The following is a 13,429-nucleotide window of genomic DNA, read 5'->3' as shown; positions in this document are numbered from 1 at the left end:
TCGGCATTTCTTGTCTCATAAAGGCTTTGTCCCTGACTCGTTTCGTGCAGGGATTTCTTTCTGGGGCTGAAGTTCAAGATAATGCGTCTGCCGCCTTTCGCTCCTGCCCATGATTACATTTTCTATATCACAGAAAAGAGGCTGCACCTTTTGATACAGCCTCTATCTCAGCTTCGTCGGACTGTTCGTTGTGCTGTTCAGCGGCCTGCTGTTTCGGCGGTACGGCTGGAAGGACCCGAATCTTGAACGGCCTGGGAAACATTGGTGAACTTTTGAAAGTTATTTTCAAAACGTTGGGCCAGTTCTTTTGCTTTCTCTGCGTAGGCCTGTTTATCTTTCCAGGTTGAGGCAGGCTGCAGCAATTCATCCGGAACGCCCGGGCACTGCAGGGGGATGTGAAGCCCAAAGACCGGCTCGGTTGCCATTTCAGACGATTGCAGATCCCCTTCGAGTGCCGCCTGAATCATTGCTCTGGTATAGGAAAGATTAATCCGCTCTCCAGTTCCATACGGACCGCCGGACCAGCCTGTATTTACAAGAAAGACTTCCGTTCCGTGATGTTCCATCTTCGCCCCAAGCATTTCCGCATAGACAGAGGCGTCAAGTGGAAGAAACGGGGAGCCAAAGCACGTGGAAAACGTGGCTTCCGGTTCAGTGATTCCGCGTTCTGTACCAGCAAGCTTGCTCGTGTACCCGCTCAGAAAATGATACATCGCCTGTTCTTTTGTCAGCCTGCTGATCGGGGGCAGCACACCGAAGGCATCAGCGGTAAGGAAAATGATCGTTGATGGATGGCCGGAGCGGCTCGATTCCAGCGCGTTTGGTATGTTGTCCAGCGGATAGGCCGCCCGCGTATTCTCCGTTACATCAGTGTGCGTGTAATCAGGAGCACCGGTTTCGGAGTCGACATGAACATTTTCAAGCACAGCCCCGAAACGAATCGCATTCCAGATCTGCGGTTCTTTTTTCTCTGATAAATTCACGCATTTGGCATAGCAGCCGCCTTCGATATTAAAAATGCCGTTGTCCGACCAGCCGTGTTCATCATCACCGATCAAATGCCGGTTTGGGTCGGCTGACAATGTCGTTTTCCCCGTACCCGACAGCCCAAAGAAAAGGGCGGTATCTCCTTCTTCTCCAACATTGGCAGAACAATGCATAGGCAGAACATTCTGCTCTGGAAGAAGGTGATTCATAACGGAAAAAATCGATTTTTTCATTTCTCCGGCGTATTCCGTTCCTCCGATTAGTATAACCCGTTCTTCAAATGAGAGGATGATAAAGGTTTCCGAATCGGTGCCGTCCCGTTCAGGATCGGCCTTAAACTGCGGGGCGCTGATAATAGTGAAAGGTTCCATACCTGTATCACGGTCCGGTCCCCCGGAACGCAGAAATAATTGACGGGCAAACAGGTTGTGCCAGGCGAACTCATTGACAGCCAGGATTGGAAGCTGGTAGGAAGCGTCCGCTCCTGCTGCCCCGTTTGTGACAAACAGTTCTTCTTTATTTTCCAGGTGATGGAGAACCTGATCATACAAGGACGAGAACACGTCCCTGCTGATCGGCCGGTTGACCTCTCCCCAATCCACTTTTTCCGCGGAAACGCTGTCATGAACGATAAATTTATCTTTGGGGGACCGTCCGGTATACTCACCTGTCGCGACAGAAAGGGCACCGTTTGAAGTGAGCATTCCTTCTCCCCGGGAAAGGGACGTTTCGATTAAACGGGACACAGGAAGGTCAATATTGACGTTCCTTCCTTCCATCAAACGGGTTAAAGGGGTGGAAAAACGGGACGACATCATGGCGGAAAATCCTTTCTTTTATCAGAATATTGTTTTTGTTACGAATTAGTATAACACATTTAGATAATCAGTCTATACTTTTTATTCAAAAATGTTATGCTTTTCTTTGTTTCAAAAGGAACGGGCAGAGGGAAGAAATATGTTATACTATAATGAAACAAAACAGGAGGGTTCTTTATGAATAACTTGTCCTCCATCGTCGTCTTTTACGATCAAAGCTGCGGCATCTGCCGGGAGTCCAAACGCATCATCGATAAAAGAGATCCTGCAGGTATGATCACGTGGCTCGATATTCAACATCCCGATACACTGGAAAAGTATCCACTATTAAAAGGGAGGAATGTACAGGAAGCCATGCATCTTCTGGAAAATAATACGTACCTTTATACCGGATTTGCAGCGGTGAAGCGGATCGTACAGCTGCTTCCGGCCGGAAAGTGGGTGGCTCCGTTATTTCACCTGCCCGGATCGGATCAGATCGGGGAAACACTGTACCGGCTTGTTGCCCGCAACCGCCATACATTCTCAGGAGCAGCGTGCGAGTCCGGAACCTGCGGTATCAAGCGCTGATTATTTGACAGAAATCTTGTTGTAAGGTACTATAACTGTTGAACGGATACTCTTATCCCGAGCTGGTGGAGGGACAGGCCCCTTGAAGCCCGGCAACCATCCTCCTCTTGCAGGAGGCAAAGGTGCTAACCTGGAAAGACGGAATAACGTCTTGGAAGATAAGAGGCGAAAAAGGTGAACGGATCAAGACCCCTTTTCCTCGCCATGGAAAAGGGGTCTTTATGTTTTCATGAGATAAAGAAACACTGTTTACGCCTGCTCGTCTTGGAGATGTAAGAACATAGGGAATGAGTGCCGTAACGATCTAATACGAAGAGGAGGCAGTACACGTGTCTACGGATGGAAGACGTTTATTTACATCAGAATCAGTAACAGAAGGTCATCCGGACAAGATCTGTGATCAAATCTCCGATGCCATTCTGGATGAAATCATATCGAAAGACCCGAATGCCCGGGTAGCATGCGAAACGGTCGTGAATACAGGACTCGTACTGGTAGCAGGGGAAATTACCACGTCAACGTACGTGGATATTCCAAGTATTGTCCGCGAAACGCTGAAGAAAATAGGGTATACAAGAGCCAAATATGGTTTTGACCATGAAACGTGTTCTGTTTTGACATCGATTGATGAGCAGTCGTCGGATATTGCCCAGGGAGTGGACCGTGCGCTGGAAGCTAGAGAAGGGCATATGACCGAAGGAGAACTGGAGGCAATCGGGGCCGGTGACCAGGGGTTGATGTTCGGCTATGCTGATAATGAAACGCCGGAACTGATGCCGCTCCCGATTTCTTTGGCACACAAACTGGCACGCCGCTTGACCGAAGTACGCAATGATGGAACGATTCCTTACCTGCGCCCGGATGGTAAAACCCAGGTGACGGTCGAATACGGCGAAGACGGGAAGCCGCTGCGGGTGGAGACAATCGTTATTTCAACGCAACATCATGCCGATATACCGCTGGACGAGATCGACAAGGACCTGAAAGAACAGGTTATTAAACCAGTCGTTCCGGAACACTTTCTTGATGAAGAGACGAACTATTTTATTAATCCAACCGGCCGCTTTGTAATCGGCGGTCCGCAGGGAGATGCCGGACTGACCGGCAGAAAAATCATCGTTGATACGTACGGCGGTTATGCCCGTCACGGCGGCGGGGCTTTTTCCGGAAAAGATGCGACAAAAGTGGACCGTTCCGCATCTTACGCCGCCCGTTATGCTGCTAAAAATATTATTGCGGCGGGGCTTGCCGAAAAATGTGAAGTGCAGCTTGCCTATGCGATCGGCGTGGCACGTCCTGTGTCCGTCTCGGTGGAGACGTTTGGTACGGCGGAAGTGTCCGAAGAGATTCTGGCTGAGCTTGTCCGCAACAACTTTGATCTCCGACCGGCAGGCATTATAAAAATGCTCGATCTGCGCCGGCCGATTTACCGGCAGACTGCAGCCTACGGTCATTTTGGCAGAACAGATGTTGAACTGCCGTGGGAAGCCGTTGATAAGGCGGAAGCACTGAAAGAACAGGCCGCGCAGAACAAATGAAAAAATAAGCCTGTATGAAAAGAATACACAGATAAAAATCCGGACGTGTAGATGACATTCTCTATTGGAATGCGGCAGCGTCCGGATTCTTTATACGGCATTTGTTTAAACAAAGAGAGCAGACGGCAGACAAAGGAATGACGGTTCAGGAATCAGACGCTAATTCTTTGTAGTATCTGCTTTTTTCTACATAGGACTGCTGAATACGGTGCATCTCGTTCAGGTCCTCATCGGTCAGGTCACGGACCACCCTGGCAGGACTTCCGACGGCGAGAGTGCGCGGTGGGATCACCTTTCCAGGCGGTACAAGGGAACCGGCACCGATGAAAGCTTCTTCACCGATCTCTGCACGGTCCAGAATCTTGGCCCCCATCCCGATCAGCGCGTTTTTTCGTATGATAGCACTGTGCAGGATGACCATGTGGCCGATGGTAACGTCATCTTCAACAATCAAGGGGTTCTTCGGACTCTGATGGAGAACGGATTGATCCTGAATATTGACCCCGTTACCGATGATGGTGGGAGCAACATCTCCACGAATCACGGTGTTGAACCAAACACTTGATTCTTCGCCGATTTTCACATCACCGGTGATGGTCACATAATCGGCTGTGTAAGCGGAATCTGCGATCTCTGGAAATTTTCCTTTATAATCATAGAGCATGGCGGAACCTCCTAATCTTTCATAAAATTTTACTTACTTTAATGTAAGTTTAGCAAAAATCATAGTAAAATGGATAGTGCAGGGATTGTTCGAGTTCGATGCAGCGACGGAAAGGCAGGAACAAATAAGATGATAAACACATGGTTAACGGAAAAACCACGCGGTACCATAGTGCTGATACATGGAGTCGGTGAACATCACGGCCGTTACCAGGAATGGATCAATCGTCTGAACACCCGGGGTTTTCATGTCGTTGCCGGTGACCTGCCGGGACACGGGAAAACAAGAGGAAAAAGAGGTCACATTGACCGTTTTGATCAGTACATAGACGCTGTGTACAACTGGTATAAAGAGGCAGCTGCTCTTGATGTTCCGGTATTTCTTTTCGGACACAGCCTGGGTGGGTTGATTGCAGTACGGACATTGATGGAAAAATACCTGCCGGTTCAGGGAGTTATTCTTTCCTCTCCGTGTCTCGGGCTGGCGGATTCCCCAAAAAGAGGGGTGGAACTCGCCGCGAAAATGATGCACCACGTGACTCCTTCGTTCAGGGCCAAATCAGGGATTACAGCAGAGCTCCTCACCAGACATGAAGAGACAAGGGCGGCATTCAGGCAGGACGACTTAATCGTACCGACGGTAACACTCCGGTGGTACCGGGAGTTAACGAAGGCTGTAAAACAGGCTCAACTTTATCCGGATTATTATCCGGATGTTTCCACTCTGGTGATGCAGGCTGGTGAAGACTATATTGTAGATAGGTTTTCGGTACGGCGCTGGTTCAACCAGCTTCACATCTCAGATTGTGCGTACCGGGAATGGAAAGGGTTGTATCATGAGCTGCTTCATGAGCCTGAGCGCGAAGACGTATTCAGCTTCCTGATGCACTTTGTGGAACAACGCCTTGAAAAGACGATGCAGGAAGAAGGAGGATGACTATGAAAGTACCAGCGACGCCATGGACCATGATGTACAGCATCTACCGGGAAGTTATTCCGGAGGTGCACCGCCTGCTGGGACAGTGGCGGGAAAAAGCGGAACAGATACCGAATCCGGAACTGAAGAGACAGGCCTTGATAAGCATTGAGAATAAAGCCTTTCATTGTGAAGGCGGCGGGGTGTATGCCATGTTTGCCCCGGAAAGCAGGAGAGAGAATGTGCTTCAGTTCATTATTGCCTACCAGACGATCTGCGATTATCTGGACGGCCTTTGTGACTGGAGTGAGTCCCAGAACCCTGATGATTTTCATATGCTTCACAAAGCGCTGCAACATGCGCTTGAACCGGGACGTGAGGTGGAGAACTATTATTTTTACCGGGATGATCAGGACGACGGGGGTTATTTGAAGGAATTAGTAGAAACCTGCCAGTCTCATCTTGTGATATTTCCCGGCTTTTGGAATGTGAAAGAGTACATGGAGGAATTATCTCATTACTACAGGACTCTTCAGGTTCATAAGCATGTTCAAAAAGAAGAGCGTGTACCGAGGTTAACTGCCTGGTTCGATGAAGTCAAAGAGGACTTTCCTGATATCCGGTGGTACGAATTCAATGCCTGTACCGGCTCTACACTTGGAATCTACGCACTCGGAGCTTACGCCGCCAGATCCCACCTGGCAGACGTCCAGGCCCGGTCCATCAAATCGGCTTACTTTCCGTACGTGCAGGGCGTTCATATTTTACTGGATTACTTTATTGATCAACAGGAAGACATTGCTGATGATGAACTTAATTTCTGTGCGCAGTATGAAGACGAAGAAGAAATGGTGGAACGGATCCGCTACTTTAAAAAAGAAGCGGAGAAAAAAGTGCGGAAACTGCCGGATGCGGGCTTCCATTCGCTGATTGTGAAAGGATTGTTCGCGATTTATCTGGCGGATGAAAAGGTGCAGACGGAACCGTCGATGAAACAAACGGCGAAACGTTTCATCCGTTTCGGGGGGCTGCCGGCAGCGTTCTTTTACATTAACACCTGGATCTACCGGCGGAATTCCAAATCAATATACGGGTAAAAAAAAGCAGCGGCTTCACGAGGAAGCGGCTGCTTTTTCAATAACGGTGAGCTCTCCTGTTTCGGGGGAGATGGCCAGCCCGTGGACCGGAGTATCTGCCGGAAGGAGAGGGTGGTTCCGGATGATACCGGCACTGTTTCTGACATTCTCTTCGACGTCTGTGAACCCATGCATCCATTTGTCCAGATCCACCCCGGCGTAGGCTGCTTCCTGGAGCCGGCTTGTATCGGCGCCGCGGGACTCTGCCTGGCTGAAAATATCATCCGACGTTAAACCGGTCATGCCGCATCCGTAATGCCCGATCACAGCCACTTCGTCGGCTTTTAGGGCATAAAGGGCGACAATGATGCTGCGCATGATACTGTCATAAGGGTCTGTTACCATGGCCCCGGCATTCTTAATGATTTTGGCATCGCCGTTTTTCAGATTTAATGCTCTGGGGAGCAGCTCAACGAGCCGAGTGTCCATACACGTCAAAATAACAATTTTCTTATCCGGAAACTTGGACGTCTGTAAGGGTTCGTACTCTTTTCCTTCTACAAATTTTTCATTAAAAGAAAGCATGGAATCAATGATTGTCATATATACTCACTCCTGTCTTTTATCAAAAATGAATAAAAATGGGGGATGATTCACTTGATTCATAAATTCATAGCGCAGCACCTGTATATCTCTTTGAGGCAGGGCGGCAGCGTATTCTTCGAGTTTATCTTTTTCCATTCTGCCTTCGGGATGTCCCGGATACACGACGACAAAAAGAAGACCTCCGGGTTTTATGATATCCAGCAGCTGTGAGATGGCTTGTATCGTCGTTTCCGTCCGGGTGGTGATTGTTTTATTACCCCCGGGAAGATAACCGAGGTTAAAGACGGCTGCTTTCAGTTTTTTCCGGTGGTCCGCAGGGATCTGTGCCGCTGCGTGCTCATGACCTTTGTTTATAAGGGTTGTCCGCTCATAGAGAAGATGTTTGTCAAGGCGTTGTTTTGTTTGTTCCAGTGCCTCTGTCTGAATATCAAAACTGAATACATGTCCGCCGCTGCCGACGCAATGTGCAAGATGAAGGGTGTCCCGCCCGGTGCCTGCGGTGGCGTCAATGGCTGTATCTCCGTTTTCGAGCACCCTCTCCATCCATTCTTTGGCAAATGTCAGCACATCGGGCATTGTCATCGTGAAAGGGCTGCCTCCGGCTGGTGATATTTTCCCTGCCAGCTGTTACGGCGCTCAAGTTCCGCATCGATGGCATTTAGAACTTCCCATTTGTTCAGGCTCCACATCGGCCCGATCAGCAGGTCGGCAGGGCCGTCCCCGGTCAAGCGGTGAATGACCATGTCAGGCGGAAGCAGTTCAATCTGGTCAACGACAAGATTCACGTATTCTTCCATGTCCATGAACTCAAGCAGCCCCTGCTCATATTGATGAACCATCGGGGTGTGTTTCAGCAGATGCAGCAGGTGGATTTTAATGCCTTGTACATCGAGTTTTGCCACTTCAGCCGCCGTTTCCTTCATCATTTCGTAGGATTCCTGCGGCAGTCCGTCAATGATGTGGGAACAGACGCGGATGCCGTGGGCGCGGAGTTTGTTCACTCCTTCTTTATAGCATTCAAAGTCGTGGGCCCGGTTAATAAGGTCGGCGGTACTTTCGTGAACGGTCTGCAGGCCGAGTTCAACCCAGAGGTGGGTGCGTTCGTTCAGTTCAGCCAGGTATTCGACGACATCATCGGGCAGGCAGTCAGGTCTGGTCGCTATGGCGAGACCGACAACCCCGTCCTGTTCAAGAATAACTTCAAACATGTCACGAAGCTCTTCCACGGGGGCATACGTATTGCTGAATGCCTGAAAGTAACCGATATACTTTCCGTTTTTCCATTTTTTGTGCATCCGGTCTTTGATCTCGTGAAACTGTTTTACCAGATCATCACGCCGGTCACCTGCGAAATCTCCGGATCCCCGGGCCGAACAGAAGGTGCAGCCGCCCGACGCTGCTTTGCCGTCCCGGTTTGGGCACGTAAAGCCTCCATCGAGAGGAATTTTAAAAATCTTTTCACCGAAATGACTGCGCAGGTGATGATTCCATGTATGATAACGTTTTTCTCCCCACTTCAAGGGGGATTGGTCCTGTTCATTCAGCGTCATGATTGAATCTCTCCTTCTACACGCTATACTTTTGTATTTTAGCATGATTTATGAAAACATCCAAACAGACACCAATACGGTCCCGTTTGCCTTCTTCAAGACGGGCGTGTAATATGGTAAGATAGGTAATATGTTGTTAATTGACGTGGTTTGGACTATGTGTCCTGACCAATATTGACAGACGGGATGGAAGTTCATAAAATACCAAGTATTAAAAAGCCCCCGCAAAAGCGCTTCACTTATATAGGAAGAATGTTGACAGGGAACAGCAGTAGAAAAAACAACCTCTCGTCCCTATAGGAAGCAGGTAGGGGGCGGGAGGTTTTTAATGAATCCACACGCGGGTCAAATAGAACATAAAGGAAATTAAAGGAGGTACATACACAATGGCTTTTCCCCACCAGGATATCGAAAAGAAATGGCAGCAGTACTGGGAAAATAATCACATTTTCAAAACACCGGATTATCCGGAAGCAGGCAGCAAATTTTATGCACTGGATATGTTTCCGTATCCATCAGGCGCAGGTCTGCACGTCGGACATCCGGAAGGATATACCGCGACTGATATTATTTCCCGCATGAAACGGATGCAGGGGTATGAGGTACTTCATCCGATGGGATGGGACGCGTTTGGTCTTCCGGCAGAACAGTTTGCTCTGGATACCGGAAAAAACCCCGGGGACTTCACCCAGGCCAACATTGAAACATTCAAACGCCAGATTAAAGCTCTCGGATTTTCCTACGACTGGGATCGTGAAATTAATACAACGGATCCGTCGTACTATAAATGGACGCAGTGGATTTTTATTCAGCTTTACAAAAAGGGACTGGCTTATGTCGATGAAGTGGCAGTGAACTGGTGTCCGGCACTTGGGACGGTGCTCGCCAATGAAGAAGTGATCGACGGCCGCAGTGAGCGGGGCGATCATCCGGTTGAACGCAGACCAATGAAACAATGGATGCTCAAAATCACCGATTATGCCGACCGTCTCCTTGAAGATCTGGAGGAGCTCGACTGGCCGGAGAGCGTGAAAGATATGCAGCGGAACTGGATCGGCCGCTCGGAAGGGGCGGAAGTCTATTTTGACATTGATGGCCATGATCATATATTTACCGCTTTTACGACCCGGCCTGATACGTTATTTGGTGCTACCTACTGCGTCATGGCCCCGGAGCATGAGCTGATTCAGGAAATCACGACTGATGAACAGAAACAATCAGTAGAAGCTTATAAACAGGCAGTAGGCACAAAAAGTGACCTGGAACGGACCGAACTGCAAAAAGATAAAACAGGGGTGTTCACCGGTGCTTATGCCATCAATCCGGTCAATGATGAAAGGCTGCCGATTTATACAGCCGACTACGTTCTCGCCAGTTACGGAAGCGGGGCTGTTATGGCAGTGCCGGGCCATGATCAGCGTGATTATGAATTTGCGAGTGCGTTCGACCTTCCTATAGTGGAAGTCGTAGAAGGCGGCAATATGGATGAAGAAGCTTATGAAGGGGATGGCCCGCACATCAATTCCCGGTTTCTGAACGGTCTTCATACAGAAGAAGCCATTTCAACCATGACGGAACGTCTTGAACAGGAAGGTAAAGGGAAAAAAGAAGTGACCTACCGTCTTCGTGACTGGCTCTTCAGCCGTCAGCGCTACTGGGGAGAACCTATCCCGATGATTCACTGGGAAGACGGTTCTCTCACACCGGTGCCCGAAGATGAACTTCCTCTGGAACTGCCGGAGCTGGAAGAATTCAAGCCGTCAGGCAACGGAGAATCCCCGCTTGCCAATGCAGCGGATTGGCTGGAAGTTACGGATCCTGCTACCGGTATGAAAGGACGCCGCGAGACAAACACCATGCCTCAGTGGGCGGGAAGCTGCTGGTACTACCTTCGTTTTATCGATCCGGACAACGATGAAAAACTTGCGGATGAAGAAAAACTGAAACAATGGCTTCCGGTTGACATTTATGTCGGCGGCGCCGAGCATGCCGTACTGCACCTGCTTTACGCCCGCTTTTGGCACAAAGTACTGTATGACATCGGCGTGGTGCCGACAAAAGAGCCGTTTCAGCGTCTCTACAACCAGGGGATGATCCTTGGGGAGAACAATGAGAAGATGAGTAAATCCAAAGGCAACGTTGTCAATCCGGATGATATTATTAAAACCCACGGAGCCGACACTCTTCGTCTTTATGAAATGTTCATGGGGCCGCTTGAGGCTGCCGTGGCCTGGTCGGAAAACGGACTGGACGGCGCCCGTCGTTTTCTGGACCGGGTGTGGCGGATATTCACTGATGAAAAACAGGCCCTGTCCGAAGCCGTAACCGAAAGCGGCGGGACCGAAGATTTTGAACGCACGTATCATAAGACAGTGTATAAGGTGACGGAAGAATTTTCCCATCTCCGCTTCAATACCGGCATCAGTCAGCTGATGGTGTTTATGAATGAGGCCTATAAACAGGAAACGCTCCCGAGACCGTTTATGGAAGGCTTTATCAAGCTGCTGGCTCCAGTAGCTCCGCACCTTGCCGAAGAAATATGGGAGCTTCTCGGTCATGAAGGAACCATTGCCTATGAGCCGTGGCCGTCGTATGACGAGAACATGCTTGTGGAAGATGAGGTGGAAATCGTACTTCAGATTAATGGCAAAGTACGCTCCAAAGCGGTTGTACCGAAAGACGCTGATGAAGAGCAGCTTGAAACCATTGCCAGAGAAGACGAAAAGATCAGCGAAGAAATTGAAGGGAAGACCATCCGCAAAGTCATTGCGATCCCGGGAAGACTCGTTAATATAGTCGCAGCCGGTTAAAAGAGCAGCCGTTCCTCTGCGGCAGAGGAACGGCTGCTCTTCTTTGCATGGAGGCTGTTTCCTTAAAAAGAATGTGCTCCTGCTGTTTCTGCCGCTGCCTGTCCGGCCGTATAGCCGGTGGAGAAGGCGACGGTGATGTTAAACCCGCCGGTATAAGCGTGGATATCAAGAATTTCACCGCAGAAAAAGAGGCCGCTGGTCATTTTGGATTCCATCCGTTTCGGCTGGATTTCCTTAATGGAAATGCCTCCACCGGTGACAAATGCATCTTCAATGGACAAGGTGCCGTTAACATCAAACCGGAACTCCGTTAAGACTTGGGAAAGGCGGCGCAGAGCATCATTGGACACCTCCTGCAGCGGCTTGGACTCCGGTATACTGCAGCGCTCCAGAAAGAAAGCGAGAAGACGCTCCTGGGCAACATGTTTTAATGCATTTTTGGCCGCTTTAGCGCCGTCCTGCTTTTTAGTTTCGGCAAGATTCTGGAACATCGTTTCGACGTTGGTGTCCGGATATAGAGAAAGCCCCATCGGAATAGTGCCTGTTTCATGTTTTTTTAGAGCTTTGACAACGTACTGGCTGCACCGGAGCACAATAGGGCCGGAAATGCCGAAATGCGTGAAAATCATGTCTCCGCGGTGGGTTTTTATTTTCTTTCCTTTCGGAGTGTAGACAGTGAGCGCGACATTGGACAGGGAAAGCCCCTGGAGCGTTTTTTCCTGAATAAAAGAGGCCGCCGATGTGATGGGGACCTCGGTTGGGTACAGTTCCGTGATCGTATGGCCGGCTGCTTCGGCCCAAGGGTATCCGTCGCCGGTGCTTCCGGTATTGGGAACTGATTTCCCGCCGGTTGCAACAATGACGCTTCCGGCTTCGAGTGTTTCCCCGTTATCAAGCTTCAGCCCCGTTACGCGGCCGTCTTCAAAGGTAAGAGAATCCACTTTCGTCTGAAGCCGGGTGTCAACCCCGAGTTCTTTTATTTTCTGAAGCAGAGTCTGCACGACGGTCATGGCTTTGTCATTGACCGGAAACATCCGGCCCATGTCTTCTTCTTTCAACTCAATCCCCAGGTTTTCGAAGAAGGTGATAATGTCTTCATTATTAAAAATCGAAAAGGGACTGTGCATAAAGCGGCCGTTTCCCGGAATGTGTTCAATCAATTCTCTCTGTTCCATCCGGTTGGTTACATTACAGCGTCCGCCGCCGGAGATGGCAAGCTTGCGCCCGAGTTTTTTTCCTTTATCAACGATGAGGACACGGGCGCCGTGTTGTGCGGCAGCCACAGCTGCCATTAAACCAGCCGGTCCGCCTCCGATGATAATTGTATGATACGTCATGTTTATTCCCGCCTTATTTAATCAGTTCTACTATAAATGATACGCTAAGGTTATACAGAAAGAAAGAGATTGTCAAAGCCTGAAGGAGGGTGTTGAATGCTTGAAAAAATGACCGTTTCTACATCACAGCATGACGAGATGGTGGATGTGACAGAAGACATACAGCAGTGGGTGCATAAACAAAAGATGCAAAACGGTATCCTTGTCGTTTACTGCCCGCACACAACCGCAGGTATTACGGTTAATGAAAACGCAGATCCGGACGTGTTGCATGACATGCTTATGAAGCTTGATGAGGTGTATCCGTGGAACCATCCGAAGTACCAGCACGGTGAAGGCAATTCGGCTTCCCATCTAAAAGCGTCCACTGTCGGCACCCAGCAGACACTGATTGTAGAAAAGGGAAAGATTGTGCTCGGCACATGGCAGGGCATTTATTTCTGCGAATTTGATGGTCCACGCAGACGTTCCATGTATGTGAAGGGTATCACCGATACAACAGAAGTGTAACTATGCAGATTGTGGTAAAATGTCGAGTGATATATACCTTCAGCACTG

Annotated in this window: 12 protein-coding genes and 1 riboswitch; of the genes, 6 read left to right on the top strand and 6 right to left on the bottom strand. The window is 49.4% G+C overall.

The window, feature by feature from the left end:
• Positions 1-197: 197 nt before the first annotated feature.
• Positions 198-1,805, bottom strand: a complete 1,608-nt coding sequence (pckA, locus tag ACFSUB_RS07785) for a phosphoenolpyruvate carboxykinase (ATP) (RefSeq protein ID WP_380712620.1) — start codon at positions 1,803-1,805, stop codon at positions 198-200.
• Between the two features lie 177 nt (positions 1,806-1,982).
• Between pckA and ACFSUB_RS07780 the strand changes: the two genes are divergently transcribed.
• Positions 1,983-2,375 (top strand): thiol-disulfide oxidoreductase DCC family protein, encoded by a 393-nt coding sequence (locus tag ACFSUB_RS07780; protein ID WP_380712619.1) that lies wholly within the window; start codon positions 1,983-1,985, stop codon positions 2,373-2,375.
• Positions 2,376-2,424: 49 nt separating this feature from the next.
• Positions 2,425-2,540: riboswitch (SAM riboswitch) on the top strand.
• A 164-nt stretch (positions 2,541-2,704) separates the two neighbouring features.
• The gene (gene metK, locus ACFSUB_RS07775) at positions 2,705-3,913 is read left to right on the top strand and encodes a methionine adenosyltransferase (protein ID WP_380712618.1); all 1,209 of its coding nucleotides are present in this window, start codon (positions 2,705-2,707) and stop codon (positions 3,911-3,913) included.
• A gap of 145 nt (positions 3,914-4,058) precedes the next feature.
• On the opposite strand, the gene ACFSUB_RS07770 is transcribed toward metK, so the two are convergent.
• Entirely contained in the window at positions 4,059-4,577 is a 519-nt protein-coding gene (locus ACFSUB_RS07770; RefSeq protein WP_380712617.1) for a gamma carbonic anhydrase, read from the bottom strand.
• Positions 4,578-4,706: 129 nt separating this feature from the next.
• Here ACFSUB_RS07770 and ACFSUB_RS07765 point away from each other — a divergent pair, with 129 nt between their 5' ends.
• Together ACFSUB_RS07765 and ACFSUB_RS07760 are read left to right on the top strand one after the other, a co-directional pair.
• On the top strand, positions 4,707-5,513 hold the full coding sequence (locus ACFSUB_RS07765) for an alpha/beta hydrolase (protein ID WP_380712616.1): 807 nt from the start codon (positions 4,707-4,709) through the stop codon (positions 5,511-5,513).
• A gap of 2 nt (positions 5,514-5,515) precedes the next feature.
• Entirely contained in the window at positions 5,516-6,589 is a 1,074-nt protein-coding gene (locus ACFSUB_RS07760; protein WP_380712615.1) for a tetraprenyl-beta-curcumene synthase family protein, read from the top strand.
• 15 nt (positions 6,590-6,604) lie between these two features.
• Here ACFSUB_RS07760 and ACFSUB_RS07755 read toward each other — a convergent pair whose 3' ends face one another.
• From ACFSUB_RS07755 to ACFSUB_RS07745, 3 genes are read right to left on the bottom strand one after another with little or no spacing between them, the layout of a single operon-like run.
• The gene (locus ACFSUB_RS07755; protein WP_380712614.1) at positions 6,605-7,171 is read right to left on the bottom strand and encodes a beta-class carbonic anhydrase; all 567 of its coding nucleotides are present in this window, start codon (positions 7,169-7,171) and stop codon (positions 6,605-6,607) included.
• Positions 7,172-7,177: 6 nt separating this feature from the next.
• The gene (locus tag ACFSUB_RS07750) at positions 7,178-7,756 is read right to left on the bottom strand and encodes a class I SAM-dependent methyltransferase (RefSeq protein WP_380712613.1); all 579 of its coding nucleotides are present in this window, start codon (positions 7,754-7,756) and stop codon (positions 7,178-7,180) included.
• Positions 7,753-8,724: a TIGR01212 family radical SAM protein gene (locus ACFSUB_RS07745; RefSeq protein WP_380712612.1), complete on the bottom strand. Its 972-nt coding sequence runs from the start codon at positions 8,722-8,724 to the stop codon at positions 7,753-7,755. Before ACFSUB_RS07745 ends, ACFSUB_RS07750 begins: the two co-directional genes overlap by 4 nt.
• Positions 8,725-9,110: 386 nt before the next feature.
• On the opposite strand from ACFSUB_RS07745, the gene leuS reads away from it, so the two are divergent.
• Positions 9,111-11,534, top strand: coding sequence for a leucine--tRNA ligase (gene leuS, locus ACFSUB_RS07740; RefSeq protein WP_380712611.1), 2,424 nt, complete (start codon positions 9,111-9,113; stop codon positions 11,532-11,534).
• A 62-nt stretch (positions 11,535-11,596) separates the two neighbouring features.
• On the opposite strand, the gene ACFSUB_RS07735 is transcribed toward leuS, so the two are convergent.
• Positions 11,597-12,871, bottom strand: a complete 1,275-nt coding sequence (locus tag ACFSUB_RS07735) for a BaiN/RdsA family NAD(P)/FAD-dependent oxidoreductase (protein ID WP_380712610.1) — start codon at positions 12,869-12,871, stop codon at positions 11,597-11,599.
• 96 nt (positions 12,872-12,967) lie between these two features.
• Between ACFSUB_RS07735 and ACFSUB_RS07730 the strand changes: the two genes are divergently transcribed.
• The gene (locus ACFSUB_RS07730) at positions 12,968-13,381 is read left to right on the top strand and encodes a secondary thiamine-phosphate synthase enzyme YjbQ (RefSeq protein WP_380712609.1); all 414 of its coding nucleotides are present in this window, start codon (positions 12,968-12,970) and stop codon (positions 13,379-13,381) included.
• The last annotated feature ends 48 nt before the right edge of the window (positions 13,382-13,429 follow it).

The sequence above is a fragment of the Salibacterium lacus genome (genome assembly GCF_042684865.1).
Classification (GTDB): Bacteria; Bacillota; Bacilli; order Bacillales; family Marinococcaceae; genus Salibacterium; species Salibacterium lacus.
The sequence above is the reverse complement of the archived record's forward strand: the minus strand, read 5'-3'. Positions and strand labels throughout refer to the sequence as shown.

Bases quoted from the DNA above. Each gene is read 5' to 3' on its own strand.
- pckA (WP_380712620.1), bottom strand. From the start codon at position 1,805: ATGATGTCGTCCCGTTTTTCCACCCCTTTAACCCGTTTGATGGAAGGA.
- ACFSUB_RS07780 (WP_380712619.1), top strand. From the start codon at position 1,983: ATGAATAACTTGTCCTCCATCGTCGTCTTTTACGATCAAAGCTGCGGC.
- ACFSUB_RS07770 (WP_380712617.1), bottom strand. From the start codon at position 4,577: ATGCTCTATGATTATAAAGGAAAATTTCCAGAGATCGCAGATTCCGCT.
- ACFSUB_RS07765 (WP_380712616.1), top strand. From the start codon at position 4,707: ATGATAAACACATGGTTAACGGAAAAACCACGCGGTACCATAGTGCTG.
- ACFSUB_RS07760 (WP_380712615.1), top strand. From the start codon at position 5,516: ATGAAAGTACCAGCGACGCCATGGACCATGATGTACAGCATCTACCGG.
- ACFSUB_RS07755 (WP_380712614.1), bottom strand. From the start codon at position 7,171: ATGACAATCATTGATTCCATGCTTTCTTTTAATGAAAAATTTGTAGAA.
- ACFSUB_RS07750 (WP_380712613.1), bottom strand. From the start codon at position 7,756: ATGACAATGCCCGATGTGCTGACATTTGCCAAAGAATGGATGGAGAGG.
- ACFSUB_RS07745 (WP_380712612.1), bottom strand. From the start codon at position 8,724: ATGACGCTGAATGAACAGGACCAATCCCCCTTGAAGTGGGGAGAAAAA.
- leuS (WP_380712611.1), top strand. From the start codon at position 9,111: ATGGCTTTTCCCCACCAGGATATCGAAAAGAAATGGCAGCAGTACTGG.
- ACFSUB_RS07735 (WP_380712610.1), bottom strand. From the start codon at position 12,871: ATGACGTATCATACAATTATCATCGGAGGCGGACCGGCTGGTTTAATG.
- ACFSUB_RS07730 (WP_380712609.1), top strand. From the start codon at position 12,968: ATGCTTGAAAAAATGACCGTTTCTACATCACAGCATGACGAGATGGTG.